The sequence below is a fragment of the Cryptosporangium sp. NPDC048952 genome (genome assembly GCF_043197895.1).
Classification (GTDB): Bacteria; Actinomycetota; Actinomycetes; order Mycobacteriales; family Cryptosporangiaceae; genus Cryptosporangium.
In genome coordinates this window covers 202,575-228,701 of sequence record NZ_JBICTY010000004.1, presented here as the reverse complement: position 1 = coordinate 228,701, position 26,127 = coordinate 202,575, and the positions used below count along the sequence as shown (strand labels likewise).

Genomic DNA, 26,127 nt, shown 5'->3' with positions numbered 1-26,127 from the left:
GCCGGTGTTCGTCATTTCAGAGGTCGGATCCCGTGGTTTGGTGTGGCGCGGCACCGCCCGGAGACCCGAGAGTCTCCGGGCGGCGGACCGTCATAGCCGGGTCAGAGATACTGTCCCGTATTGCTCGCGGTCTCGATCGACCGCCCCGCCTCGCTTCCCTTACCGCCGGAAACCAGGGTACGGATGTAAACGATCCGCTCACCCTTCTTGCCGGAGATGCGGGCCCAGTCGTCGGGGTTGGTGGTGTTCGGGAGGTCTTCGTTCTCCCGGAACTCGTCCACGCAGGCGTCCAGCAGATGCTGCATCCGGACACCCTTCTGGCTCAGCGTCAAGAAGTCCTTGATCGCCATCTTCTTCGCCCGGTCGACGATGTTCTGGATCATCGCGCCGGAGTTGAAGTCCTTGAAGTACAGGACTTCCTTGTCGCCGTTGGCGTACGTCACCTCGAGGAACCGGTTCTCCTCGGTCTCGGTGTACATCCGCTCCACGACACCTTGGATCATCGCGTCAAGCGTGGCCTGCCGGGAGTTGCCGTTGGCCGCGATGTCCTCCTCGTGGATCGGCACACCGCCGGTGATGTACTTGCTGAAGATGTCCTTCGCCGCTTCGGCGTCCGGACGCTCGATCTTGATCTTCACGTCGAGCCGGCCCGGCCGCAGGATCGCCGGGTCGATCATGTCCTCGCGGTTGGACGCACCGATCACGATGACGTTCTCCAGGCCTTCGACGCCGTCGATCTCCGACAGCAGCTGGGGAACGATCGTGTTCTCGACGTCCGAGGAGACACCGGAACCACGCGTCCGGAAGATCGAGTCCATCTCGTCGAAGAACACGATCACGGGGGTGCCGTTCGACGCCTTCTCGCGCGCCCGCTGGAAGATCAGCCGGATGTGCCGCTCGGTCTCGCCGACGTACTTGTTGAGCAGCTCCGGGCCCTTGATGTTGAGGAAGAACGACTTGCCGGCATCCGAGCCGGTGTCGCCGCGCACCTCCGCCACCTTCTTGGCCAGCGAGTTCGCCACCGCCTTCGCGATGAGCGTCTTGCCGCACCCGGGCGGGCCGTAGAGCAGGACGCCCTTCGGCGGCCGCAGTTCGTGCTCGCGGAACAGGTCCGCGTGCAGGAACGGCAGCTCGACGGCGTCCCGGATCTGCTCGATCTGCGAGGAGAGGCCACCGATCGACGAGTAGTCGATGTCGGGCACCTCCTCCAGCACGAGCTCCTCGACCTCGGACTTCGGGATGCGCTCGTAGGCGTAGGCCGACCGGGGCTCCAGCAGCAGGGCGTCACCGGCCCGCAGCTGCACGTCGTCGAGGGTGTGGGCCAGGTACACGACCCGTTCCTCGTCGGCGCGGGAGAGCACCAGTGCGCGGTCCTTCACGCCCTGGTCGTCGTACAGGATCTCCTTCAGGGTGACGATCTCACCGGCCCGCTCGACGCCGAGGGCCTGCACCACGTTGAGGGCATCGTTGAGCATGACCTCCTGACCGCGGAGGAGGCTTTCGACCTCCACCGACGGGGAGACGGCGACGCGCAGTTTGCGACCGCCGGTGAACACGTCGACTGTTCCGTCGTCGTGTGCGACCAGGAAGACCCCGTAGCCGCTGGGCGGCTGGGCCAACCGGTCGATCTCCTCCTTGAGCGCGACGATCTGCGTCCGCGCTTCTCTGAGAGTCGAGGCCAGTTTGTCGTTCTGTTCGGTCAGGCGAGAGATCGTTGCTTGCGCGGTGGCAAGACGATCCTCGAGGGTCCGGACGTGCCGGGGCCCTTCCGTGAGCTTGCGGCGCAGGAGCTGGACTTCCTCCTGGAGGAAGTCCACCTGGGCCGTGAGATCGCGGACCTCTGCCTCGCGGCGCGCGTTGCCGTGCGCGTCGTTTGGGTCTGTGTTCACGAGCGGCCACCTCCCCCGGTGATCGGTGCATCAACAGTACCGACTCACCCACAGAGCCGTCGTGCAGACGATGCCCGCGTCACAGAAGGGAAACTTTGTCCCGTTCACTCACGCGTCGTCAGGACACGCCGGGTTGACACGCCGCGTTAACCCCCGGGTTTACCCACAGTCAGCATCGAGCGCGTAGCGCTCGACGTTCTGACCTGGAGCCCGTCAGCTTTGACCCTCGACGGGCCGTGCACTGGGATCCGGTTTTCCGGCTTTTTGCGCCGCGTAGGCTTCCGCCCCCTTGGACGGCTTCCGTTGACGCCTGGGAGCGACGACACCGTCACTCAGACGACGTGTGCTGATCAGGAACGCGGTGTGCGCCACCATCCGGTGGTCGGGACGCACCGCGAGCCCGTCGACGTGCCAGTCGCGCACCAGCGTCTCCCAGGACCGCGGCTCGGTGAACGAACCGTGTTCCCGCAGTGCTTCGACGGTGGCGGAGAGCTGCGTGGTGGTGGCGACGTAAGCGATCAGCACGCCGCCGGGCACGAGCATCGGCGCGACGGTGGGCAGGACCTCCCACGGCGACAGCATGTCCAGGATCACCCGGTCGACTTCGAGACCGCTCGCGTCCGCCACGTCACCGACGGTGAGTGACCAGGCCGGATGCGGCGCACCGAAGAACCGCTCGACGTTGAGCCGGGCGATGTCGGCGAAGTCCTCGCGGCGCTCCCAGGAGTGCACCGCACCGCCCTCGCCGACTGCGCGCAGCAACGAACAGGTGAGCGCACCGGAACCGGCGCCGGCCTCGAGCACCCGTGCGCCCGGGAAGACGTCGCCCATCGCGACGATCTGCGCCGCGTCCTTCGGGTAGATCACCTGGGCGCCGCGGGGCATCGACAGCACGAAGTCGCTGAGCAGCGGACGCAACGCCAGGTACTGCGTGCCCGAACTGGCCGTGACGACGATGCCCTCGGGCTTGCCGATCAGGTCGTCGTGGGCCAGCGCGCCGCGGTGCGTGTGGAACGAGCGGCCAGGTTCGAGGAGCACGGTGTGCAACCGGCCCTTGGGGTCGGTGAGCTGCACACGGTCACCGGGAGCGAACGGCCCGCGGCGGTTCGCGCCGACGGGACGATGAATTCCAGTGGTGTCGCTCACACTTTCCGTCCGGGCGTGTTCGGGTAGCACATTGGTCACGACGGACCACCCTAGGCGTGGTCCGAAGGTTCAGGTCGCCGTGGGTGCGGTCCAGGCTGCTGGCCTTCGGACCACGCCTAGGTCACGTGGCGGTTGTCCACAGGACGCAGGCGAGTGCGGCGAAGTGTCGGGGGGCTCGCCTAACCTTCCGGCATGAGCGTTACGGCGGACGGGCGCACGGAGCTGACGATCATCGGATCGTTGTCGCCGTCGCGTGCGTCGGACTTCAAGACCTGCCCGTTGCTCTACCGCTTCCGCAGCATCGATCGGCTGCCCGAGCGGCCGAGCGCCGCTGCCACCCGCGGCACCCTGGTTCACGCCGTGCTGGAGAGACTGTTCGATCTGCCGGCCGGGCAGCGCTCCCCCGCCGCCGCCCAGGCCCTGCTCGAGCCCGAGTGGGCCCGCCTGGCCGAGGCCGAGCCCGACGTCGTCGGGCTGTTCGAGACGCCCGAGGCGCTGGCCACCTGGTTGGAGTCCGCGCGGGGTCTGCTTGCCGGATACTTCACGCTGGAAGACCCGGACCGGCTCGCGCCGGCCGAGCGGGAGCGCCTGGTCGAGGTGATCACCGAGTCGGGCCTCCGGTTGCGGGGCTTCGTCGACCGGATCGACGTCGCGCCCACCGGCGAGATCCGCGTCGTGGACTACAAGACCGGTGCCGCACCCCGCGAATCGTTCGAGGGCAAGGCGATGTTCCAGCTGAAGTTCTACGCGCTGGTCATCTGGCGTACCCGGGGCGTCGTTCCCCGGCTGCTGCGCCTGCTCTACCTCGGTGATCGCGAGGTGCTCGACTACACGCCCGATCTGGACGAGCTGCTCCGCTTCGAGCGCACGCTGCAGGCCATCTGGGCCGCGATCGACCGCGCCACCGCCGCGCGCGACTTCCGGCCCAACCCCGGCCCCCTCTGCGGCTGGTGCGACCACCAGGAGCTCTGCCCCGCCCACGGCGGCACCCCGCCCCCGTTCCCCGAGCAGCTGCCGCCCCTCACCGAATCGCCGCCGGCCACCCCGGCCTCCGAGGACTGAGCCCACGCGTCGCGCCGACGCACCCGCCGCCCCAGTGGTCCCGTCCGCCCCAGGGGCGCGGGTGGGCGACCCGGGTCGGCGACAATGAGCGCCATGCGCATCCCCCGGCCCCGGGCGGCGCGGCCCGCGGCCGCGCCCCCCGCCGTCGCACCGGTCCCGGCCGCAGACGCGCGCGCCACACCGGCCGCAGACGCGCGGGCCGCACCGGCCGCAGACGCGCGGGCCGCACCGGCCGCAGACGCGCGGGCCGCACCGGCCGCAGACGCGCGGGCCACGCCGGCCGCGGCGCACCCCGCCGCCGCGCACCCCGCCGCCGCGCGCTCCGTCCCGGCGCGGGACCGGGCACGGGACCGGGCACGGCTCGGCTTCCGGCGATGGGTCGGCGGGCTAGGCGCCGACAGGGATGGCGCCGACAGGGATGGCGCCGACAGGGATGGCGTCGACTCGGATGGCGTCGACTGGCGGGCGCTGGGGGTCGACTCGGCGCTGGCTGCCGGGATCCTCGCGCTGTTCGCGATCGCGGCCGGCCCGATGGGCCCCGACAACCACGCCTTCGACGGCGGCCCGAACTGGGCGTTCCTGCTCCCGGCCGTCGCGCTCCTGCCCGTCGCCCTGCGCCGCTCGGCACCCCTGACGTCCGTGGGACTGGTCTGCGTCTCACTGCTGCTCACCGAGTGGCACACCGACGGCGCCACCGCGACGACGGTCGCGGGCCTGATCGTCACCTACACCCGCGCGGCGCTCGCCCCGGTGCGTCAGGCCGTTCTCGCGACCACGGCGCTGGGCGTCTGCGGCACCACCGTCGGCCTGGTCGGGCCGGAGCCCAACGCGGAACGCTGGGCCGCGGTGACGTTCGGGATCCTCGCGTTACTCGCCTGCTTCTTCCTGGGCCGGACGGTGTTCACCCGTCGCGCGTACACGGCCGCGCTCGAGGAGCGGGCCCGCGTCGCCGAACTCAACCGCGAGGCCGCCGCCCGCCAGGCCGTGCTCGACGAGCGTCGCCGGATCGCCCGCGAGCTGCACGACATGGTCGCCCACCACGTCAGCGTCATGGGTGTGCTCGCCACCGGCGCCCGCCGGACGCTGCGCCGCGACCCCGACTCCGCCGACGAGGCTCTCAAGACGATCGAGGACACCGGCCGGGCCAGCCTGCGCGAGATGCGTCGCCTGCTCGACGTCCTGCGCACCGACGACGAACGCGCCCCCGACGAACCGCCACCGGCCTCCGGCGTCGCCGGCCTCGAGCAGCTGGCCGAACAGGTCCGCGAAGCCGGGCTCGACGTCGAACTCACCGTCTCCGGCGCCGCGCCGCAGCTCGAACCCGGCCTCGACCTCACCGTGTTCCGCGTCGTGCAGGAAGCGCTCACGAACTCCCTCAAGCACGCCGGCGGCGCCCGTGCCGTCGTCGCTGTGGAGTTCGCGGTGGACGGCGTCCGCGTCACGGTGACCGACGACGGCCACGGTCCGGCACCGGGCAACGACCACCTCGGCCACGGCCTGGTGGGCATGCGGGAGCGCGTCGCCCTCTACGGTGGCACGCTGCGGACCGGCGCACGGTCCGGCGGCGGGTTCCGGGTGTTCGCCCGCCTCCCCCTCGACGGCGCGTCCGTACCGACGACGAAAGGCTGACGGTGACCCAACCGGCGCAACCCCCACGGATCCAGGTGCTTCTGGCCGACGACCAGCCGCTGCTGCGCACGGGCTTCCGGATGGTGCTGGGCGCCGAGCCCGACCTCGACGTCGTCGGCGAGGCCGGTGACGGGGTCGAGGCGGTGGAACTCACCCGGCGGCTGCTGCCGTCGGTCGTGCTGATGGACGTGCGCATGCCCCGGCTCGACGGCGTGGCCGCGACCAGGGCGATCGTCGCCGCGGGCCTGCCCACCCGGGTCCTGGTGCTGACGACGTTCGACCTGGACGAGTACGTGGTGGGCGCGCTGCGGGCCGGGGCCAGCGGATTCCTGTCCAAGGACGTGCCGGCCGAGGACCTGATCGCGGCGATCCGCACGGTGGCGGCGGGCGAGGCCGTGGTCACCCCGCGCATCCTGCGGCGGCTGCTCGACCAGTTCGCCGACCGGCTGCCGGAGCCGGGCGTCGATCCGCGCAGTCCGTTGACCGTGCTCACCGACCGGGAGCAGGAGGTGCTGACGCTGATGGCGCGCGGCCGGTCCAACGGCGAGATCGCCCGCGAGCTGTTCGTCAGCGAGACGACGGTGAAGACGCACGTCGGGCACGTGCTCACCAAGCTGGGTCTGCGCGACCGGGTGCAGGCCGTGATCCTCGCGTACGAGACCGGTCTGATCCGTCCGCGCGCCTAAACGTCAACCTCGGGTTGACGATGATCGATCGTCAACCTAGGGTTGACGCATGACCACACCACAGCTCCCGCCCGGCATCGGACTCGACGCGCTGATCGCCGGCATCAAGAAGGCCCAGTCCGACCCCCTCGAGCAGCTCTCCACCGCGGTACTGACCGCCGAGGCCGTCGGCGAGATCGCCGACCACCTCATCGGGCACTTCGTCGACCAGGCCCGCCGCACCGGTGCGTCCTGGACCGACATCGGCAAGAGCATGGGCGTCACCAAGCAGGCCGCGCAGAAGCGGTTCGTGCCCGGTGACCCGTCGCAGAACTTCGGCCGTTTCACCGAGCGAGCGCGCCATGTCGTCGTCGCCGCGCAGGAAGAGACGCGTCAGGCCGGCAACCCGGAGATCATGCCCGCGCACCTCGTCCTCGGGCTGCTCGCCGAACCGGAGGCGATCGCGGCGCGGGCGATCGTCGCGGTCGGCGTGACTTTGGACGCGGTGCGCACCGCCGCCACCACCACCTTGCCCGCCGCGGTCGACGATCTGCCGGCGCTCATCCCGTTCGACGGCGATTCCAAGAAAGTGCTGGAGCTGACGTTCCGCGAGGCGATCCGCCTGGTCCACAATTACGTCGGTACCGAGCATTTGCTGCTGGCGCTGCTCGAACACGAGGACGGGCACGGCATTCTGTCGGATCTCGGCGTAACCAAAGCAGCGGTGGAGCCGGTGATCGCGGCCGCCCTCGCGCCGTACACGAAGTAGTACTCCAGAAGGAGTACAGGTCAGGGAAACCCTGAGAGCACACCCGGGGTCGGCGTCCCCCGTAGGGAGTAGTTACAGACCAGACCAGGAGGCGACGAATACGCCTTGAGTCTCCCCTTACGTTGGGGTGGAGGCTGCGAAGCGACAGCACACGGGGATGTGGCCCGGCCACGAAGCACGACGGCCGGGCCGAAATCAGGGGATGGAGAGGGCCGTGACGACGCCGATGACCGACTCATCGACAGCCGACACGCTCGGCAGCAACGCCGCCGCGCGGGCAGTCGACGTGTGGAAGGTCTACGGAACCACCGAGGACACCCGGGTGAACGCGCTCGCCGGTGTCAGCGCCGAGTTCGAGCGGGGCAAGTTCACCGCGATCATGGGGCCCTCCGGGTCCGGCAAGTCGACGCTCATGCACTGCCTGGCCGGGCTGGACTCGATCTCCCGCGGGGAGGTCTGGATCGGCGACACCCGGGTGGACACGCTCGGCGACAAAGGCCTGACCCTGCTCCGCCGGGAGAAGGTCGGCTTCATCTTCCAGCAGTTCAACCTGCTGCCGACGCTCACCGCCGAAGAGAACATCACGCTGCCGCTCAACATCGGCAAGCGCAAGCCCGACGAGGAGTGGATGGCCACCGTCATCAAGACGGTCGGCCTCGGCGACCGGCTCAAGCACCGCCCGACGCAGCTCTCCGGTGGTCAGCAGCAACGCGTGGCCTGCGCCCGTGCGCTGGTGTCCAAGCCAGACGTGGTCTTCGCCGACGAGCCGACCGGTAACCTCGACTCCCGTTCGGGTGCCGAGGTGCTGCAGTTCCTGCAGAACTCGGTCCGCGACTTCGGACAGACGATCGTGATGGTCACCCACGACCCGAACGCGGCCTCGTACGCCGACCGGGTCGTGTTCCTCGCCGACGGCCAGATCAGCGGCGAGATGACCGACCCGACCAGCGAGCGGGTGCTGGAGAAGATGAAGACCCTGGACACGTTCGGGGCCGCGTGATGTTCCGCGCCACTCTCAAGAGCCTGCTGTCGAGGAAGCTCCGGCTGACGCTGTCCGCGTTCGCCGTCGTCCTCGGCGTGATGTTCGTGGCCGGCTCGATCATCATGACGTCGTCGATGGCGAAGTCCTTCGACGCGATGTTCCAGGGCATCAACAAGAACATCGACGTCCAGATCACGGCGAAACCGAAGCTGGACAACACCGGTTCGGACACCCCGACCGCGCTGATCCCGGCGTCGGAGATCGCGAAGATCGAGTCGGCGCCCGGCGTGGAGAAGGCCACCGCGAACGTGTTCGCCGGCGGGGCCCGGGTGATCGGCAAGGACGGCAAGGTCGCCCAAGGCTTCGCACCGCGCTTCGGGAGCAACTGGACCGGCGAAGACGACCTGATCCAGCTGCGTGAGGGCCGCGGTCCGACAGCAGCGAACGAGGTCGTCGTCGACGCGTCGATCGCGAAGTCGCTGAACTTCAAGGTCGGCGACACGATCGGCATCCTGACGCTGCAGCCGAAGAAGGAGTTCACACTCGTCGGAATCTTCGGGTACAGCGGTGACCGGGACACGCTCGGCGGCTCGCAGGTCGTCGCGTGGACGCTGCCGGTCGCGCAGGAACTGATGCTCGGCCAGCAGAACGTCTACACCGACGTCCAGGTGCGCGCCGACAGCGGCGTCAGCCAGACCGACCTGAAGAAGACGATGCAGGACACGCTCGGCAGCGGGTACGTCGTGCAGACGCGGGACGAGGTGAACGAAGCCAACTCCGAGGACATCCAGCAGGCGTTGAGCTTCGTCAACTACATCTTCCTGGGCTTCGCCGGCGTGGCGCTGTTCGTCGGTATCTTCCTGATCCTCAACACGTTCTCGATGCTGGTCGCCCAGCGGACACGCGAACTCGCGCTGTACCGCGCCATGGGGGCCGCGCGAGGACAGGTGATCCGGTCGGTGCTGTTCGAGGCGCTCGTCATCGGTCTCGTCGCGTCGATCGTCGGGCTGCTGTTCGGCATCGGCATCGGGTACGGGCTCGGCTCGGTGTTCAGCAACTTCGGTGGCGCGAACATCGACCTCCAGCTCACGGTCCCGCTCTCGGCGATCATCGCGTCGTTCGTCGTCGGTATCGGTGTGACGCTGGTCGCGGCGCTGTTCCCGGCGATCCGGGCTTCCCGGATCCCGCCGATCGCCGCGATGCGCGACGCCGCGACGCCGGACAAGCCGCTCACCACGATCACGTCGATCGGCGGCGGGATCTTCGTCGTCGGCGGCGCGCTGATGGCGTGGGGCCTGACCGAGAACGGCTCGCTGTGGGCCCTGCTCGGTGGCGTCCTGCTGGTGTTCGTCGGTGTGGCACTGCTGACGCCGATCATCAGCCGGCCGATCGTCTCGGTGATCGGGCGGATCTTCGCCTGGTCGGTGCCGGGCCAGCTGGGCCGACGCAACTCGTCGCGCAACCCGCGTCGCACCGCGATCACCGCCGCGGCGCTGATGGTCAGCATCGCGCTGGTCACCGGCGTCAGCACGATCGTGGCGTCGGCCAGCAAGAGCATCTCGTCCGCGGTCGGGGACCAGCTGAACGCCGAGCTGATCGTGGCCGGCCAGCAGTCCGGTGCGCAGCCCCCGACGTTCGACGTGGCCACGCTCGACAAGATGGAGCAGGCCGACGGCGTCGACAAGGTGGCCGCGTTCTACTACGGCCCGGCCCGCATCAACGACAAGCGGAGCTATCTGCAGGCGGTGAACGACCCGGCTGCGGCGGTCGAACTGCTCGGGATGAAGCGGACCGACGGCGAGATCACCCGCATCGGCCCGAACGAGGTCGTCGTCGACGACGACACCGCGAAGGACCAGCGGCTGTCGGTCGGCGACGAGGTCTCGGTCCAGCTGGTCAAGGGCGGCGAGGAGAACTACCGCGTCGTCGGGACCTACGAGAAGAGCGACGCTCAGTCCGGATTCGTGGCCGGGGAGGACGCGGCGCAGAACTTCCAGGTCGCACAGCCGGCGCAGGCGTTCGTGAAGGTCGACGACGGGGCGTCGGTCAAGGACGTCGAGGCCGAGATCAAGACGCTGCTGGCCGACAGTCCGGAGGTGGACGTGCAGGACCAGAGCGCGTTCATCGACCAGATCACCGGGCAGTTCGACACGATCCTGACGTTCGTGCAGATCCTGCTCGCGCTGGCGATCCTGATCGCGATCCTCGGCATCGTGAACACGCTGGCGCTGTCGGTGATCGAGCGGACGCGGGAGCTCGGGCTCCTGCGGGCGATCGGGCTCCGGCGCTCGCAGACCACCCGGATGATCACTGTGGAGTCGGTGGTGATCTCGGTGTTCGGCGCGTTGCTGGGCATCGTGGTCGGCATCGGACTGGGTGCGGCAGTGGTGCAGGCGCTCAAGTCGCAGGGGTTGGGCGAGTTCGCACTCCCGTGGGGGCAGATGGGTACCTATCTGGTGCTGTCGGTGTTCGTGGGGGTGATCGCGGCGCTGCTCCCGGCGCTGCGTGCGGCCCGCTTGAACGTCCTGGCAGCCATCTCGTACGAGTAGCCCGACAACGCGGAACGGCCGGGCGGGGTTCTCCCCGCCCGGCCGTTCCGCGTCTAGTGGCCGGCGAGGGTTGCCCACTGGGTTGCGGTGAGTCGGCCGGGGAGGGTGCTGGCGGGGATGCCCGCAGTGTGCAAACGGCGCCCGCTCACTGCTCCGCGCAAGCCCCCACGGCCGGTGAACGCGCGGCGGACCAGCGCCTGGTAGGCGGCCCGTTCGGACACCGCCACCAGCGGCACGGGGCGCCGCTCCACGAGCAGGATGCCGCCGTCGACGCTGGGCCGTGGGCGGAAGTCGCTCGCGGGTACCCGCCCGGCCAGCGTGAACGTGTACCAGGGCCACCACGACGCGGTGAGCATCGTGGTCGAGCCCACCGCGGCCCGCTTCCGGGCGACCTCCCACTGCAGCAGCAACACAGCGGTCCCCCATGCGCGCTGCTCCAGCAGGTGCCGCAGCAACGGCGTGGTGATCCCGAACGGCACGTTCGAGACGAGATCGTGCGGCTCCGGCCCCCGGTACCGCAGCATGTCGGCCCGGACCACGTCGACCCGTGACCCGAGCCGACGCAACGTCACGATCCGACGAGGGTCGAGCTCGACAGCGGTCACCCGATGACCCCGGCCGACGAGCGCACGCGTGAGCGCTCCGGCGCCGGCCCCGAGGTCGACGACCCGCGCGGCCCCGGCGGGGACGAGTTCGGCGATCCGGTGAGCGGTGGAGGTGTTGGCAAGAAAGTTCTGGCCCAGCTCGTGCGGGCCAAAGGAATGACGAGACACGTGTTGACGTCCTGCGCATCGGCGGAATGGGCTCGTAGCTCCGTCGACGGCGGTACGCCTGGTGGCGTCCGGAAAGGAATGCGCGCGAACCGGACCGGGGACAGCAACCACCGGTACGGGAAGGCAGCACCGCCGTCAGGCGATGCGCATCCGGATCGCATGTGTCATGGCGGCACGCTAACCCGTTGCCGGGGCGCCGCGCGAACGATTAAAGGCGGCGGCCGTCCGCACACCCCTCGCGCCCGGACGGCCGGTGCTCCTGTGCGGAGCACACGGCGTCACCCCGACGCCGTGCCGCGAGCACAAATCTAGACCGTCCGGGCAAGTCGATGGGGACTGCGCGTCAGCCCTTCGCCATCTGGATCAGGCCCTTGACGACACCGACGACGCCGAAGATCATCGGGCCGGTGGCGACGAGGAAGTGGCCGCCCGGGTCGGCGAACGCGAAGGTGCCGATCGTGATCGCGATGCCGACCACGAACAGGATCGCGCTACCGATGACGAGCTTGGTGCCGGGGCGGTGCCAGAGGCCCCCGGCTGCGGCCGGTGCCGCGAAGTTCTGCGCCTGGTGCGGGGGCACCCCGTACGGCTGAGCGCCGTACTGCTGCGGGGCGCCGTACTGCTGGGGAGCGCCGTACTGCGGGGGAGCGCCGTACTGCGGCTGCCCGTACCCCGGCTGCGGCGCATACCCCTGCGGCGGCGCGCTGGTCGGGTACCCCTGCGGCGCGTACCCCTGCGGCGGAGCGCTCGTGGGATACCCCTGCTGCGGAGGCGCGCTGTTCGGGTAGCCGGGCGGGGGCGCACCCCACTGCTGCTGGGGCGCGGGCTGCCCGTACCCCGGTAACGGCGCCTGGCCGCCGTAACCCTGTGGTTGCATCACGTCTCCCCGTTGGTTGCCGGTCACACCCGACCCGGGAGGCACTCTAAACCCGTCAGTGGGTCAGGACGCAACAGCCGTCAGGACGGCGGCGAGCTCCGGAAGGCCGACCCCGACCAGCGACTCCCGCTGCACCCGCCGGGCCCCCGCCGGCACCGGCGCCTCGCTGGGAACGACCAGCACCGGGCACCCGGCGGCCTCCGCCGACGCGGTGCCGTTCACCGAGTCCTCGATGGCCACGCACGCCCCGGGATCCACCCCGAGCAGCGAAGCCGCCCGCAGATATGGCTCGGGGTGCGGCTTCGAGTGCTCCACCTCATCGCCGCACACCACCGCGTCGAAGTTCTCGCGCCCGAGCGTGTCGAGCGCCACCTCGACCAGGTTCCGCCGGGTCGCGGTGACCAGCGCCGCCGGAATCTCCGCGGCCCGCACGGCCTTGAGCAGCTCCTGCGCCCCGGCTCGCCAGACGAGCGAGGTGGTGAATAGCGTCCGCATGTAGTCCTCGAGCCACGCCCCGCTGGTCGCGATGTCGAGGTCGGGGCGCCCGAGGTCGGCATGGAGGATCTCCATCGACATCGCCAGCGGCGCACCGATCATCGTCGTGCGCGCCGCCTGCGAGAGCTCACCACCGAGGTGGTGAGCCAACTCGTCGAGACCGACGTCCCACAGCTTCTCGCTGTCGAACAGCGTCCCGTCCATGTCGAAGAGAACCGCATCCGGGAGCGTCATCGGGCCGCGAAGTACTTCGCCTCGGGGTGGTGCACGACGATCGCCGACGTCGACTGCTCCGGGTGCAACTGGAACTCCTCGGACAGCTTGACGCCGATCTGGTGCGGCTTGACCAGCTCGAACAGCTGCTCCTGCTGCTCCAGGTCGGGGCAGGCCGGGTAGCCGAACGAGTACCGCGCGCCCCGGTACTGCAGGTCGAAGAACTCCTCGGGCTTCGTCGGGTCCTCGCCGCCGAAGCCGAGCTCCGAGCGCACCCGCTGGTGCCAGTACTCGGCGAGCGCCTCGGTGAGCTGCACGGACAGCCCGTGCACCTCGAGGTAGTCGCGGTAGGAGTTCGCGGCGAACAGCTCGTTCGCGTACTCCGCGATCCGGTTGCCCATCGTGACGACCTGGAACGAGACGACGTCCGTGCGTCCCTCGGCCACCGCGGCCTCGCGCGACCGGAAGAAGTCGGCCAGGTTGAGCCGACGGTCACGAACCTGCCGCGGGAAGCGGAAGCGCACCCGCTCCGCCGAGGAGGGGTCGGAGGACTCCAGCACGATCAGCTTGTTGCCCTCGGACACCGCCGGGAAGTACCCGTACACCACCGCGGCTTCCAGCACCTTGTCGGCGAGCAGCCGGTCGAGCCAGTACCGCAGCCGCGGCCGGCCCTCGGTCTCGACGAGCTCCTCGTACGACGGTCCCTCGCCGCCGCGGGCGCCACGCAGGCCCCACTGACCGAGGAACGTCGCCCGCTCGTCGAGCAGCCCGGAGTACTCCGCCAGCGGGATGCCCTTGACGACCCGGTCGCCCCAGAACGGCGGCGTCGGCACCGGGTTGTCGGTGACGACGTCGGACTTCACGCTCTCGTCGTCGACCGAGATCTCCGGGCCGGCCTTGGCCTTGCGCTCGGCCGCGATCCGGGCCGACCGCTCGTGCCGGGCCTTGCGCTCGGCGGCCTTGCGCTGCTCTTCCTCGCTGTCCGCAGGCGCGACGCCGCCCCGCTTGGCGAGCATCAGGGCGTCCATGAGCCGAAGGCCTTCGAACGCGTCGCGCGCGTACCGCACGTCGCCGGCGTACATCTCAGCCAGGTCGTTCTCCACGTACGCACGGGTCAGCGCGGCACCGCCGAGCATCACCGGCCAGCGCGCGGCGACACCGCGCGTGTTCATCTCGGCCAGGTTCTCCTTCATGACCACGGTGGACTTCACCAGCAGGCCGGACATGCCGATGACGTCGGCCCGGTGCTCCTCCGCGGCGTCCAGGATCGCGTTCACCGGCTGCTTGATGCCGATGTTGACGACGTTGTAGCCGTTGTTGCTCAGGATGATGTCGACGAGGTTCTTGCCGATGTCGTGGACGTCGCCCTTGACGGTGGCGAGCACGATCGTGCCCTTGCCCTCGTCGTCCTCGTTGCGCTCCATGTGCGGCTCGAGGTGCGCGACAGCGGTCTTCATGACCTCGGCCGACTGCAGCACGAACGGCAGCTGCATCTGACCGGAGCCGAACAGCTCGCCGACCGTCTTCATGCCCGAGAGCAGCGTGTCGTTGATGATGTCGAGCGCCGACTTCTGCTGCAGCGCGGCGTCCAGATCGGCTTCGAGGCCGTTGCGCTCGCCGTCGACGATCCGGCGCTGGAGACGCTCTTCCAGGGGCAGTGCGGCAAGCTCCTCGGCCCGGGAGGCGCTGGTGGACTTCGCGTCGACACCGTCGAAGAGCTGCAGCAGGTGCTGCAGCGGGTCGTAACCCTCGCGGCGGCGGTCGTAGATGAGGTCCAGCGCGGTCTCGCGCTGCTCCTCCTGGATCTTGCTGATCGGCAGGATCTTGCTGGCGTGCACGATCGCCGAGTCCAGGCCGGCTTCGCGGCACTCGTGCAGGAACACCGAGTTGACGACCTGGCGGGCGGCCGGGTTGAGGCCGAACGAGATGTTCGAGAGCCCCAGCGTCGTCTGGACGTTCGGGTGCCGCTCCTTGAGCAGGCGGATCGCCTCGATGGTCTCGAGACCGTCGCGGCGGCTCTCCTCCTGGCCGGTGGCGATCGTGAACGTCAGCGTGTCGACGACGATGTCCGACTCGGCCATCCCCCACTTCTGCGTGAGGTCCTCGATGAGCCGCTCGGCGATGCGGACCTTGTGCTCCGCGGTGCGGGCCTGGCCCTCCTCGTCGATCGTCAGCGCGACGACCGCGGCGCCGTGCTCGCGGATGATCGGCATGATGCGCGCGTAGCGGGACTCGGGCCCGTCGCCGTCCTCGAAGTTGACCGAGTTGACGATCGAGCGGCCACCCAGCGACTCCAGGCCGGCCTCGATCACGTCGATCTCGGTGGAGTCGAGCATGATCGGCAGCGTGGACGCGGTCGCGAAACGCCCGGCCAGCTCACGCATGTCGTCGGCGCCCTTACGGCCGACGTAGTCGACGCAGAGGTCGATCAGGTGGGAACCGTCGCGGGTGGCCTCGCGTGCGATCTCGACGCAGTCCTGCCAGCGGCCGTCGAGCATCGCCTCGCGGAACTTCTTGGAGCCGTTCGCGTTGGTGCGCTCGCCGATCATCAGCGCGCTGGCGTCCTGCCGGAACGGCACCGACTGGTAGATCGACGCGACCGACGGGTCGTCGTCGGGGGCCTTGACGGCCGGGGTGAGGTCCTTGACCGCCTCGGCGACCTGGCGGATGTGCTCCGGCGTCGTGCCGCAGCAGCCGCCGACCAACTGGGCGCCGTACTCGGTGACGAACCGGCTCAGCGAGGTGGCCAGCTCCTCGGGGCCCAGCGGGTAGACCGCGCCGTTCGGGCCGAGCTCCGGCAGGCCCGCGTTCGGCATCACCGACAGGCCGACGTGGCCGTGCTGGGAGAGGTACCGCAGGTGCTCGCTCATCTCGGCCGGGCCGGTGGCGCAGTTGAGGCCGAGGTAGTCGATGCCGAGCGGCTCGAGCGCGGTGACCGCGGCGCCGATCTCGCTGCCCAGCAGCATGGTGCCGGTGGTCTCGACCGTGACGTGGCAGATCAGCGGGATGCGCGTGCCCAGCTTGGCCATCGCGCGCTGCGCGCCGATGATCGCGGCCTTCGCCTGCAGCAGGTCCTGGCACGTCTCGACGATGAACGCGTCGGCGCCGCCGGTGAGCAGACCCTCCGCCTGGATCTGGAACGCGTCGCGCAGCTGGGCGTACGGCGCGTGGCCGAGCGTCGGCAATTTTGTTCCGGGACCGACCGAACCGAGCACGAACCGGGGGCGGTCGGCGGTGCTGAAGCCGTCCGCGACCTCGCGCGCGATGCGCGCGCCCTTCTCGTTCAGCTCGAAGATCCGGTCGACGATGTCGTACTCCGCGAAGTTCGCGAAGTTTCCGCCGAACGTGTTGGTCTCGACCAGGTCCGCACCGGCCGCGAAGTACGCCTCGTGGATCGTGCCGACGACGTCGGGGCGGGTGGCGTTCAGGACCTCGTTACAGCCCTCGAGCCCTTCGAAGTCGTCGAGCGTCAGGTCTGCCGCCTGCAGCATCGTGCCCATCGCTCCATCGGAGACGAGGACCCGTTCGCGCAAGGCGGACGTGAGGGCAGTGGCCGGCGTGCTCCGCAGGATGGACACCATGCTGTCAAGGTTACCGCGACCCACCGACGGTCTTTCATCGAGGCGCTGGGGCTTTTCGGGGCATCCCGGTCATCGCCGTGCGCGCCGCCCCTCCCGGCTTGCGTCCCGCGTAGGGTGGTTCTGTGACCGAGTTCGACGGACTACCTGTGCTGCGTTCCCCCATCGTCATCGCCGCCTTCGAGGGCTGGAACGACGCGGGTGACGCAGCGACCGCGGTGGTCGAGCACCTCGAACTGGAGTGGCAGGCCAAGCCGGTCGCCGAGATCGACCCCGACGACTACTACGACTTCCAGGTGAACCGTCCGCTGGTCTCGATGTCCGAAGACCCCAGCGGCCGGCGCATCGAATGGCCCACCACCCGGGTTTCCACCTGCACCCCGCCCGAGGCCGAGCGCGACGTCGTGCTGGTCCGCGGCATCGAGCCGAACATGCGCTGGCGGGGCTTCTGCGAGGAGATCCTGGAGCTGTTCCACGCGCTCGACGTCGAGCAGGTGATCCTGCTCGGCGCGCTGCTGGCCGACACACCGCACTCGCGCCAGTTCCCGGTCACCGGCAGTGCGTCGGACCCGGAGATGGCCAACCGGTACGACGTGCAGCAGACCAAGTACGAGGGGCCGACCGGCATCGTCGGCGTGCTGCACGACGCGTGCGTGCGTGCCGAGATCCCGTCGCTGTCGTACTGGGCGCAGGTGCCGCACTACGTCGCCCAGGCGCCGAACCCGAAGGCGACGCTCGCGCTGCTGCACACGCTGGAGAACGTGCTCGACATGCGGGTGCCGATGGGTGAGCTCGCGGAGCGCGCTGCGGCGTGGGAGTCGCAGGTGAACGAGCTCGCGGCGTCGGACGCGGACATGGCGGAGTACATCCGGACGCTGGAGCAGCGGGACGGGGACGAGCCGCTCCCCCAGGCGTCGGGTGAGGATCTCGCGCGCGAGTTCGAGAAGTACCTCCGCCGCCGGGGCGGCACCGCGGGCCCGGGCGGCCCCGCGGTCTGAGCTTGACGCTCCGGCGATCCTGGAGGCCCGCGTTCCGTCGGAGCCGCCATGTCCGAGGCGTCACCGGAAGTCGTCCCGCTGAACTTCTCACCGGGCCGGTCGGTGCTGGCCGCCGTCGGCGCCGTGCTGATCATCGCCGGGTTGGAGTGGGCTGACACGCCGCTCGGCGAGTTGCGGGTCTACGCCCGCGAGACCGTCGGCTGCGCGACCGGCCGCGCCGACTGCCTGCCCGGTGAATCCGGACGGGTCGTCCGGCGGTGGGAGAGCATCCCGCCGCGCGGCAACCCGTCCTGGGGGCTGGAGGTGCGGCGGGCCGACGGCAGCCGGTGGACGAAACACGTGCCCAGCAACGTCGAGCACGTGGCCCGGGTGGGCGACCCGGCACGGTTACGGATCTGGTGCGGCGAGGTGGTCGAAGTCGCCGTGCGGGACCAGGTGTCGACGTTTCTTCCCCGTGCGGCGAGCGGCGTCGCGGTCGCGTTGCTCGTCAGCTGGGTCGGGCTCGGCGCGTTCGTGGCGGGAGTCCTCCCCCGGAGGCGCCGGTCGGGGCTCCTCGGCGTCAAACTCGCGGTCTGGACGCTTCTCGGCCCGGTGCCGGTGACGGCGGTGGCCTACCTCGTCGCGTATCGGGGGCCACCGGCGGACACCGAGGACTACGGCTGGGGCCTTCTCTGGGCGTGCCTGCTGCCGTGCGCCGTCGCGTTGCTGGCGTACCGCGGCGGCAAGGACGCTCAGTAGCTGGTCGCGACGCTGACGCGTTCCCACTTCGTCAGGTCGTCGGCTAGCCCGGTCTGGTGAGCGCGGAGGGCGTCGACGGCGTCGCGGCCCAGCGGCAGGCGCAGTGGGGCGTCGTCGGAGCCGACCGTGTCGACGATGATGCGCGCGGCCTTGGCCGGGTCACCCGGCTGGGTGCCGTCGCCCTCTTGGAGGTTCCGGCGGGTCGTGCCCACGGTGTCCCGGTAGGCCTCCAGCGGTGCGGACGCGACCATCCGTCCGCCGTTGAACTCGGTGCGGAACGCGCCGGGCTCGACGATCAGCACGCGGACGCCGTGCGGCTCGAGCTCGGCGGCGAGCGCCTCGGACAGCCCTTCGAGCGCGAACTTCGCCGCGCAGTAGGCGCCGACGCCGGCGAACGCCAGCTGGCCGCCCATCGAGCTGATCTGCACGATCGTGCCGTGGCCCTGTTCGGCCGTCGCTGCGGCGCCGGGCTCAGTGACGTCGAGAGCAGCGGTTCTCAGGCTTTCGCCGACCAGGTCGGCGAGGACTTCCGGCTTGCGCGCGGTAGCGAGAACGTTGTCCCCGGCGGCGAGCGCAGCGAGCGCGATCTCGCGGCCGAAGCCGGAGGAGCAGCCGGTGATCAACCAGGTCTTTGTCATGGCCCGAGCCTCACCCGGCGGCAGGGCGCTCCGCCAACACCGGTCGCCGGTTGCGGTTACAGTCCGAGCCTGTGAGCGACCTCGAGCTGCGGCACCTGCGCTACTTCGTGGCGGTGGCCGAGGAGCTGAGCGTCACCGCGGCGGCCGCGCGACTGGGGATCGCGCAGCAGTCGTTGTCGCAGCAGATCGCTGCGCTGGAACGGCGGTTGAAGACCCGATTGTTCGATCGGGACACCCGAGGCACGCGGCTGACCGCTGTGGGCGAAGTGTTCCTGCCCGAGGCGCGGGCGGTGCTCGAACGCGCCGGACTGGCCACGGCCGTGGCCGCGCGGGCGGCGCGGGGCGAGATCGGCCAGGTGGACCTCGCGTTCCTCGCGTCGGCGGCGAACACGCTGCTGCCGCCGATCGTCCGAGCACTGCGGGAACGGTTCCCGGACTGGGAGCTGACGACCGACGCGGTGTCGATCGCGGAGATGGTGACCGGTCTGCGGTCCGGGCGTTACGACGTGGGGTTCGGGCGTCCGCCGTGCGTGGACGACCTGCGCACCCGGGTGATCGCCACCGAGCCGACGTGCGCGGTGCTGCCGTCGGGGCACCCGCTCGCTCTGCGCGGCGCCCTCCACCTCGCGGAGCTGAAGGACGAGCCCTGGGTGCTCACCCCGCGCGACTCCTGGCTGCCCTGGCACGTCAGGTACGACGCCGAGTACGCGGCGGCCGGGTACGAACCCCGCGTCGTGGCCGAGGGAAGCAGCGTGCAGAACCTGCTCGCGCTGGTCGCCGCCGGGGTGGGCGTCACCCGGCTGGCCGCGTCGTCACGCAGCCTGCGCGGCGGTGGTGTGGTGTACGTGCCGCTGGAGGGCGAGGTCGCCGAAACCGTGGTGACCTGGCGGGACGACACCCCGCTGATCCGCAACGTGGTGTCCGTGGTCGCGGCCCTCGCCGCGACCACGGACCTCACCGTCGATCAGGCCTCGTGAGTGGAAGCGCTGCGGTAGTCGGTGTACGTGTAGGGGTTGTCGAGGACCTTGGTCTCCGGGATGTCGGGGTTCATGCCGGCTTCCCAGGCCTCAGTACCGAGCGTCTCCTGCAGGTATTCGACAGTCGATTCGATCGCCGTGCGCGCGGCGGCCAGGTCGATGCCGACCAGCTTGCCGTCGTGCTTGACGACCTTGCCGTCGACCAGCACGGTGTGCACGTCGCCGCGCTGCGCCTGGAACGCCACGTGTCCGTACGGGTTGAGCAGCGGGAACATCACCGGCGAGCTGTCGTTCTTGATCAGCACGACGTCGGCCTTCTTGCCGGCCGCGAGCTGACCCAGGTTGTCCCGGCCCAGCGCCGCCGCCCCACCGCGGGTCGCGTACTCGACGACCTGGTCGGCGCGCAGGTGCGAGTGGGTGACGGTGTCGCCGTTCTTGTGGGCCTCGAGGTGCTCGCGGGAACGGTCGGCGCCGAGCGTCGCCCGCATCGCGGAGAACAGGTCGCCGCTCCACCAGACACTGGTGTCCATCGACAGCGAGACCGGGACGTTGTGCTTGCGCAGCACCCAGGTGGGCGGGTAGCCCTGACCGCAGCTCTGCTCGCTCTCGGTAGAGACCGACACGGAGCCGCCGGTCGCCGCGATCCGCTGGTACGAGTCGTCGGACAGCGTCGCGGCGTGCACGTAGACGGTGCCCGGCGTCATGAAGCCGTTGTCGTACATCAGCCGGATGCCGTCGTCGTTCGTCGCGCCCCACACGCCGGCGTGCGTGGTGACGGTCGCGCCGAGGTCGCGGGCCACCTCGAACGCGGCCTTCTCGGGAAACGCCGGGTCGCCGGTGACGTCGAACGCCATCTGGAAGCCGAGCATGTCGCCGCGGTGCATGCGCCGCTCGACGAAGTCGCGGAAGTCCGGCGTGGTGGCCCACTCCCACGCGCCGCCCTGGATGTTGCCGTAGGCGAACACGAACCGGCCGGGAATCGCCTCGAGGGCGTCGACAGCGGCGTCGGCGTGCTGGGTGGTGTGGTTGTTGTGCGACCAGTCGACGGTGGTGGTGACACCGGCGTCGAGCGCCTCGATCGCGGACAGCAGGTTGCCGGCGTAGATGTCCTCCGGCCGGAACGACTTGCCGTGCTGGAGGTAGTAGAAGACGAAGTACTGGGTGAGCGTCCAGTCGGCGCCGTAGCCGCGCATCGCGGTCTGCCACATGTGCCGGTGGGTGTCGATCATGCCGGGCATCACGATGCCGCCGCGGGCGTCGATCTCCTGGGTGCCCTCCGGCACCGACAGGTTCGGACCGATGGCCTCGATCGTGTCGCCGACGACGAGGACATCGGTGTCGCGCAGCACCGACTTGGTAGCGTCCATCGGCAGGACGGTGCCGCCCCGCAGCACGATCGGACGGCCGGGCTGGAACTGGTCGGTCATGGGTGTTCGACTCCTTCGTCGTCCCGGTACGAACTCTGTCCGGACGTATGTCCGCACAGCGAGCGCGGAGCTGCTGACTGCACCTTCGTGCGAGAACGGTGACGTGTCAACCCCTAGCCGTTCAGCGGACGCTTGTCCGCAGGACGGACATTCTGAATGACGAGAATCCCGGTTACGCTCGGGGAATGCAGAGCTGGCCGCACCCTGACGTGCCCCTTCTCCCCGGAACCGGCATCCCGCTGCGGCTGTACGACTCGGCGACGCACGAGGTGCGGCCGACGGAGCCCGGGCCCGTCGCCCGGATGTACGTCTGCGGCATCACGCCCTACGACGCGACGCACCTCGGTCACGCCGCCACGTACCTCGCGTTCGATCTCGTGAACCGGGTCTGGCGCGACAACGGGCACGAGGTCATGTTCGTCCAGAACGTCACCGACGTCGACGACCCGCTGTTCGAGCGCGCCGACCGCGACGGCGAGGACTGGATCGTGCTCGGTATGCGGGAGACCGCGCTGTTCCGCGAGGACATGACCGCGCTGCGGGTCATCCCGCCGGCGCACTACGTGGGTGTCGTGGAGGCCGTCGAGGAGATCGCCGAGCTGGTCGAGAAGCTCGTGTCGATCGGGGTGGCCTACCGGCTCGAGGACGGGACGGGCGACGTCTACCAGGACGTCGCGGCCGCTGCGCGCTTCGGCTACGAGTCGGGGTACGACCATTCGACGATGCTGAACTTCTTCGCCGAACGCGGTGGGGATCCGGAGCGGCCCGGCAAGCGGAACGCGCTCGACCCGTTGCTGTGGCGTGGCGCCCGGGAGGGTGAACCGCGCTGGCCGTCGCCGGTCGGGCCCGGGCGCCCCGGCTGGCACGTGGAGTGCGCGGCGATCGCGGTCAACCGCCTCGGCATGGGCATCGACGTCCAGGGCGGCGGCTCGGACCTCGTCTTCCCGCACCACGAGATGTCCGCGCTGCACGCCGAGGCGGCCGCGGACCAGTGGCCGTTCGCGAAGCACTACGTCCATACCGGGATGATCGGCCTGGACGGCGAGAAGATGTCGAAGTCGCGCGGAAATCTGGTGTTCGTGTCGCGGTTGCGGGGCGACGGGGTCGACCCGATGGCGGTCCGGCTCGCGCTGCTGTCCGGTCACTACCGGTCCGACCGCGCGTGGACGTCGGCCGCGCTGGACGAGGCACAGGAGCGGCTGGCCCGCTGGCGGGACGCGACGGCGCGGGCCACCGGCCCGTCGGCGGTCGAGCTGCTGGCGACCGTGCGAGAGCGGCTGGCCGACGACCTCGACAGCCCGGGCGCGATCCGGGCCGTCGACGACTGGGTCGCGCGCGAGGGCTCCGACCCCACCGCCCCCGCCCTGGTGCACTCCACGCTCGACGCCCTCCTCGGCATCGCCCTCTGAGCCGTGCACGGTTTGGTGGGTCATAGCCCTCCAAACCGTGCAGGCCTCACCCGAGGGCCTCCACCGGAGCCGTCCTCGACGCCCGGCGCGCCGGGGGGAGGGCCGCGAGCATGCCGATCACCGCGGCCCCGGCCAGCACCCCGGCGATCGGCACCAGCGGCAACCCGATCCGCAGGTCCTCGTCGGTGCCGAACGCCGCGAACGTCCCGGCCACCCCGAGACCGAGCCCCAGCACCGTGCCCAGCACCGCCGCGAGCAGCGCCATGATCGCGCCCTCCAGCGTCAACGTGGTGTACAGCTGACCGCGGGTCAGCCCCAACGCCCGCAGCACCGCGATCTCCCGGCGGCGCTCGAACACCGACAGCGTCAGCGTCACCATCACGCCGAGCACCGCGACGAACACCGCCATGCCGATCAGCAGCCCACCGGCCGTGAGGTAGCCGTTGATCTCGGACTCCAACTGCGCCAGCGCGCCGGCGAGATCCTGCACCTCGACGTCCGGCGTCGCGACGAGCGTGTCGTCGATCGCGGCCCGGGCGGTTCCGGCGTCGACGCCGGGCTTCGCCCAGACCAGCAGCCCGGTGGGGGCGGTCGAGCCGTACCAGCGGGCGAAGTCGGCCGGATCGAACGTCAGCGGCCCGAACGGCGAGCTGTTACCGCCCTCGACCACCGCCGCGACCCGCAGCGCGGTGTTCTCGACCCGCACGGTGTCACCGGCGTTCAGGCCGCCGAGATCCTTCGCGGCCTGACCCGTGACCACCACCCGGCCGGGACCGAAGTCGCGCAGGTCGCCGGACTTCGTGTACTTCGCCGGAAGGTGCGCCCGGAGGTCTCCCGGTTCGACCGCAGCAACGGTGGTGCCGAGCGTGGCGTTCTTCCCGGCGATCTGGTCGGCGTCGTGCGAGCGGACCGGCACCGGGGCCTGCAGCTCGGGTGTCTGCCGCAGCGTGTCCGCGAGCCCGGCCGGCAGCGCGGTCGCCCCCACGCTCGTGAGCGTGAAGTCCGCCGAATAGACGCCGGTCAGCTGCGCGTTCGCGGTCTTCTCCAACGACGCGAACCCGACCAGCATCACGATGGCGAGGCCGATGCCGATCGTCAGCGCGTTCGTCACGGCGGCGGTGCGCCGCGGGTGGCGCGCGCCGTTCGCCGCGGCCAGGTGCCCGGCGGCTCCGGCCAGGCGTCCGGGGAAGCCGACGACCCGCACCAGCGGACCGACGACGACCGGCCCGAGCACCAGCAATGCGAGCACGACCAGGAACCCTCCGCCGATGCCGGTCCAGCTGTCGTGCTGGTCGGCGGCGTACCAGGCGAGGGCCGACCCCGCTGCGGCGAGCAGCAGCCCGATTCCGGCCCGGAGAAAGCCCACCCGCTTGTCGTCGATCAGTTCCGGCTGGTCGGACAGCGCCCGCACCGGCGCGACGCGGGTGGCCGACCACGCGGGCAGTACCGCGGCGAGCACCGACACCGACACCCCGACGATCAGCGCCACCACCGCCGCCACCGGGGAGAACGTCACCCGGAGGCTGTCCGGAGCGGCTCCGACGGACGTCAGCCCGTACGTGGCGATCGCCGCTAGGCCCTGCCCGGCGACGTACCCGATCACCGCGGCGAGCAGACCGGCTGCCGCCGCTTCGACGATCGTCGCGCGGAACACCTGCCCGCGCCCGGCGCCGACGCAGCGCACCAGCGCCACCTCACGCTGACGCTGCGCCAGCACGATGCCGAACGCGTTGTACGCGACCGCCGCCGCCACCACGACCGCGACCCAGGCGAAGAGCTGCAGCCCCTCGATGATCGCAGTGATCGAGCCGCCGAGCTGCGCAGACGCGAGTTGGTCGGCGTATTCGGGTCCGGAAACGACGGTGATGTCGGTGCCCAGAGCTGCACGGACCGCCTCGGGCGTCACCGTGCCGGTCACGTCGAGCGCCGACCACTCCTTCTGGCCCAGGAGCGTGGAGAAGTCGGTGGGGAGCAGGCCCGCGGTGCCCTCCTCGACGCGGCCCTCGACCAGGCCGGTGATCGTGAAGTCGTGCTCACCCCGTGCGGTGTCCAGGACACGCACGTGCGTTCCGGGCTTCCAGCCCCGCTCGTCGGCCAGCGCCGAGGGGACGACGAGCTCGCCGGACTTCGTCGGAAACGCACCGGCGGTCAGGTCGCGGTCGGAGAGGACCGGGTCGACCGGCGCCACGAACGCGGACAGAATCGGCTGCCCCGGTACCCGGACGACCTTCCCGTCCGTTTCGAGCAGCGTGATCGTGCCGAAGTCGGCGCGCGGCTGCACGGCTGTGACGCCCGGCATCGCGGTCAGGGTGCGGACGTCCGCATCGGTCAGCGGGCCCTCGGCGTGGGCCGCGACGTGCTCGGCCTGAGCCGCGGTTTCCCGATAGACGGCCGCGCGGATGGCGTCGCCCAGCGTGAAGGTGGAGGCGATGAAGGCGACGGCGGCTGCCACCGCCAGGGAGACGAGCAGGAGGGATCCGAACTGGTGGCGGACCCGGGAGAGCGCGACGCGCAGCATCAGGCGGCCTGCACTTCCAGCCGCGCCATCCGCTCGAGGACGCCCTCGGGTGTGGGGTTCGTGGCGTCGTCGACGATCCGGCCGTCGGCGAGGAACACGACCCGGTCGGCGTAACCGGCCGCGCGCGGGTCGTGGGTCACCATCACGACGGTCTGGCCCAGCTCGCGCACGCTGGCACGCAGCAGGCTGAGCACCTCGGCACCCGACCGCGAGTCCAGGTTCCCGGTCGGCTCGTCCGCGAAGATCACCGACGGCCGCGTGATCAGCGCGCGTGCGACAGCCACCCGCTGCTGCTGTCCTCCGGACAGCTGATTCGGCCGGTGGTGCATCCGGTCCGCGAGTCCCAGCAGGTCGATCACCCGGTCGAGCCATTCACCATCAGGACGACGTCCGGCAAGACGCAGTGGCAGCAGGATGTTCTCGGCCGCGGACAGCGTCGGGAGCAGGTTGAACGACTGGAACACGAAGCCGACAGCGTCCCGGCGCAGGCGGGTCAGGCGCCCGTCGGAGAGCCCGTCGAGACCGTCGTTACCGATGCGGACCCGGCCGGACGTCGGTCTGTCGAGGCCGGCCAGGCAGTGCAGGAGCGTCGACTTCCCGGAGCCCGACGGCCCCATGATCGCGACGAACTGCCCGGTCCCCACCGCGAGCGACACCCCACGCAGAGCGCTGACCCGGGTGTTGCCGGTGCCGTAGGTCTTCGTGAGGTCGATCGCTGTCACTGCCGCCATGTTCATGACAGAAACGCTACGAATTGCGCGATGGGAGAGCGTCTGGCGTACGTCGTGATCGAGG

At 70.4% G+C, this 26,127-nt stretch carries 20 protein-coding genes; 10 read left to right on the top strand and 10 right to left on the bottom strand.

Going from position 1 to position 26,127, the window contains the following annotated elements:
- Positions 1–101: 101 nt before the first annotated feature.
- A complete protein-coding gene (arc, locus tag ACGFY5_RS23585) occupies positions 102–1,889 on the bottom strand; it encodes a proteasome ATPase (protein ID WP_392722897.1) in 1,788 nt (595 codons plus the stop codon).
- A gap of 213 nt (positions 1,890–2,102) precedes the next feature.
- Entirely contained in the window at positions 2,103–3,035 is a 933-nt protein-coding gene (locus tag ACGFY5_RS23580; RefSeq protein ID WP_392722896.1) for a tRNA (adenine-N1)-methyltransferase, read from the bottom strand.
- Positions 3,036–3,227: 192 nt separating this feature from the next.
- Between ACGFY5_RS23580 and ACGFY5_RS23575 the strand changes: the two genes are divergently transcribed.
- From ACGFY5_RS23575 to ACGFY5_RS23550, 6 genes are all read left to right on the top strand, one after another.
- Positions 3,228–4,097 carry a RecB family exonuclease gene (locus tag ACGFY5_RS23575; protein ID WP_392722894.1) on the top strand — a complete coding sequence of 290 codons (870 nt, stop codon included), beginning with the start codon at positions 3,228–3,230 and terminating at the stop codon, positions 4,095–4,097.
- A gap of 93 nt (positions 4,098–4,190) precedes the next feature.
- On the top strand, positions 4,191–5,726 hold the full coding sequence (locus ACGFY5_RS23570; RefSeq protein ID WP_392722893.1) for a sensor histidine kinase: 1,536 nt from the start codon (positions 4,191–4,193) through the stop codon (positions 5,724–5,726).
- A gap of 2 nt (positions 5,727–5,728) precedes the next feature.
- Complete coding sequence (locus ACGFY5_RS23565; protein ID WP_392722891.1) at positions 5,729–6,412, top strand: response regulator; 684 nt, start codon at positions 5,729–5,731, stop codon at positions 6,410–6,412.
- A 49-nt stretch (positions 6,413–6,461) separates the two neighbouring features.
- Positions 6,462–7,160, top strand: a complete 699-nt coding sequence (locus tag ACGFY5_RS23560) for a Clp protease N-terminal domain-containing protein (protein WP_392722889.1) — start codon at positions 6,462–6,464, stop codon at positions 7,158–7,160.
- Between the two features lie 226 nt (positions 7,161–7,386).
- Entirely contained in the window at positions 7,387–8,160 is a 774-nt protein-coding gene (locus ACGFY5_RS23555) for an ABC transporter ATP-binding protein (protein ID WP_392723901.1), read from the top strand.
- On the top strand, positions 8,160–10,691 hold the full coding sequence (locus ACGFY5_RS23550; protein WP_392722888.1) for an ABC transporter permease: 2,532 nt from the start codon (positions 8,160–8,162) through the stop codon (positions 10,689–10,691). Before ACGFY5_RS23555 ends, ACGFY5_RS23550 begins: the two co-directional genes overlap by 1 nt.
- 53 nt (positions 10,692–10,744) lie before the next feature.
- On the opposite strand, the gene ACGFY5_RS23545 is transcribed toward ACGFY5_RS23550, so the two are convergent.
- The 4 genes from ACGFY5_RS23545 to metH form a co-directional block, all read right to left on the bottom strand.
- The gene (locus ACGFY5_RS23545; RefSeq protein ID WP_392722886.1) at positions 10,745–11,464 is read right to left on the bottom strand and encodes a ribosomal RNA small subunit methyltransferase A; all 720 of its coding nucleotides are present in this window, start codon (positions 11,462–11,464) and stop codon (positions 10,745–10,747) included.
- A gap of 343 nt (positions 11,465–11,807) precedes the next feature.
- Complete coding sequence (locus ACGFY5_RS23540; protein ID WP_392722885.1) at positions 11,808–12,341, bottom strand: hypothetical protein; 534 nt, start codon at positions 12,339–12,341, stop codon at positions 11,808–11,810.
- A gap of 63 nt (positions 12,342–12,404) precedes the next feature.
- A complete protein-coding gene (locus ACGFY5_RS23535) occupies positions 12,405–13,070 on the bottom strand; it encodes an HAD family hydrolase (RefSeq protein ID WP_392722884.1) in 666 nt (221 codons plus the stop codon).
- Positions 13,067–16,630 (bottom strand): methionine synthase, encoded by a 3,564-nt coding sequence (gene metH / locus ACGFY5_RS23530; protein WP_392722882.1) that lies wholly within the window; start codon positions 16,628–16,630, stop codon positions 13,067–13,069. The genes ACGFY5_RS23535 and metH overlap by 4 nt, the downstream gene beginning before the upstream one ends.
- Before the next feature lie 122 nt (positions 16,631–16,752).
- Between metH and ACGFY5_RS23525 the strand changes: the two genes are divergently transcribed.
- Positions 16,753–17,625 (top strand): PAC2 family protein, encoded by an 873-nt coding sequence (locus ACGFY5_RS23525; protein WP_392722881.1) that lies wholly within the window; start codon positions 16,753–16,755, stop codon positions 17,623–17,625.
- Positions 17,626–17,673: 48 nt separating this feature from the next.
- Entirely contained in the window at positions 17,674–18,363 is a 690-nt protein-coding gene (locus ACGFY5_RS23520) for a hypothetical protein (RefSeq protein ID WP_392722880.1), read from the top strand.
- On the opposite strand, the gene ACGFY5_RS23515 is transcribed toward ACGFY5_RS23520, so the two are convergent.
- Positions 18,357–19,001: an SDR family NAD(P)-dependent oxidoreductase gene (locus ACGFY5_RS23515; RefSeq protein WP_392722879.1), complete on the bottom strand. Its 645-nt coding sequence runs from the start codon at positions 18,999–19,001 to the stop codon at positions 18,357–18,359. The genes ACGFY5_RS23520 and ACGFY5_RS23515 overlap by 7 nt on opposite strands.
- A 71-nt stretch (positions 19,002–19,072) precedes the next feature.
- On the opposite strand from ACGFY5_RS23515, the gene ACGFY5_RS23510 reads away from it, so the two are divergent.
- Complete coding sequence (locus tag ACGFY5_RS23510; protein ID WP_392722878.1) at positions 19,073–19,978, top strand: LysR family transcriptional regulator; 906 nt, start codon at positions 19,073–19,075, stop codon at positions 19,976–19,978.
- On the opposite strand, the gene ACGFY5_RS23505 is transcribed toward ACGFY5_RS23510, so the two are convergent.
- Positions 19,966–21,405, bottom strand: a complete 1,440-nt coding sequence (locus ACGFY5_RS23505; RefSeq protein ID WP_392722877.1) for an amidohydrolase family protein — start codon at positions 21,403–21,405, stop codon at positions 19,966–19,968. The two genes, ACGFY5_RS23510 and ACGFY5_RS23505, sit on opposite strands and share 13 nt — an antisense overlap.
- Positions 21,406–21,590: 185 nt before the next feature.
- Here ACGFY5_RS23505 and mshC point away from each other — a divergent pair, with 185 nt between their 5' ends.
- Positions 21,591–22,814, top strand: coding sequence for a cysteine--1-D-myo-inosityl 2-amino-2-deoxy-alpha-D-glucopyranoside ligase (gene mshC / locus ACGFY5_RS23500; protein ID WP_392722876.1), 1,224 nt, complete (start codon positions 21,591–21,593; stop codon positions 22,812–22,814).
- A gap of 46 nt (positions 22,815–22,860) precedes the next feature.
- Here mshC and ACGFY5_RS23495 read toward each other — a convergent pair whose 3' ends face one another.
- On the bottom strand, positions 22,861–25,332 hold the full coding sequence (locus ACGFY5_RS23495) for an FtsX-like permease family protein (RefSeq protein WP_392722875.1): 2,472 nt from the start codon (positions 25,330–25,332) through the stop codon (positions 22,861–22,863).
- The gene (locus ACGFY5_RS23490) at positions 25,332–26,069 is read right to left on the bottom strand and encodes an ABC transporter ATP-binding protein (protein ID WP_392722873.1); all 738 of its coding nucleotides are present in this window, start codon (positions 26,067–26,069) and stop codon (positions 25,332–25,334) included. Before ACGFY5_RS23490 ends, ACGFY5_RS23495 begins: the two co-directional genes overlap by 1 nt.
- Positions 26,070–26,127 lie beyond the last annotated feature (58 nt).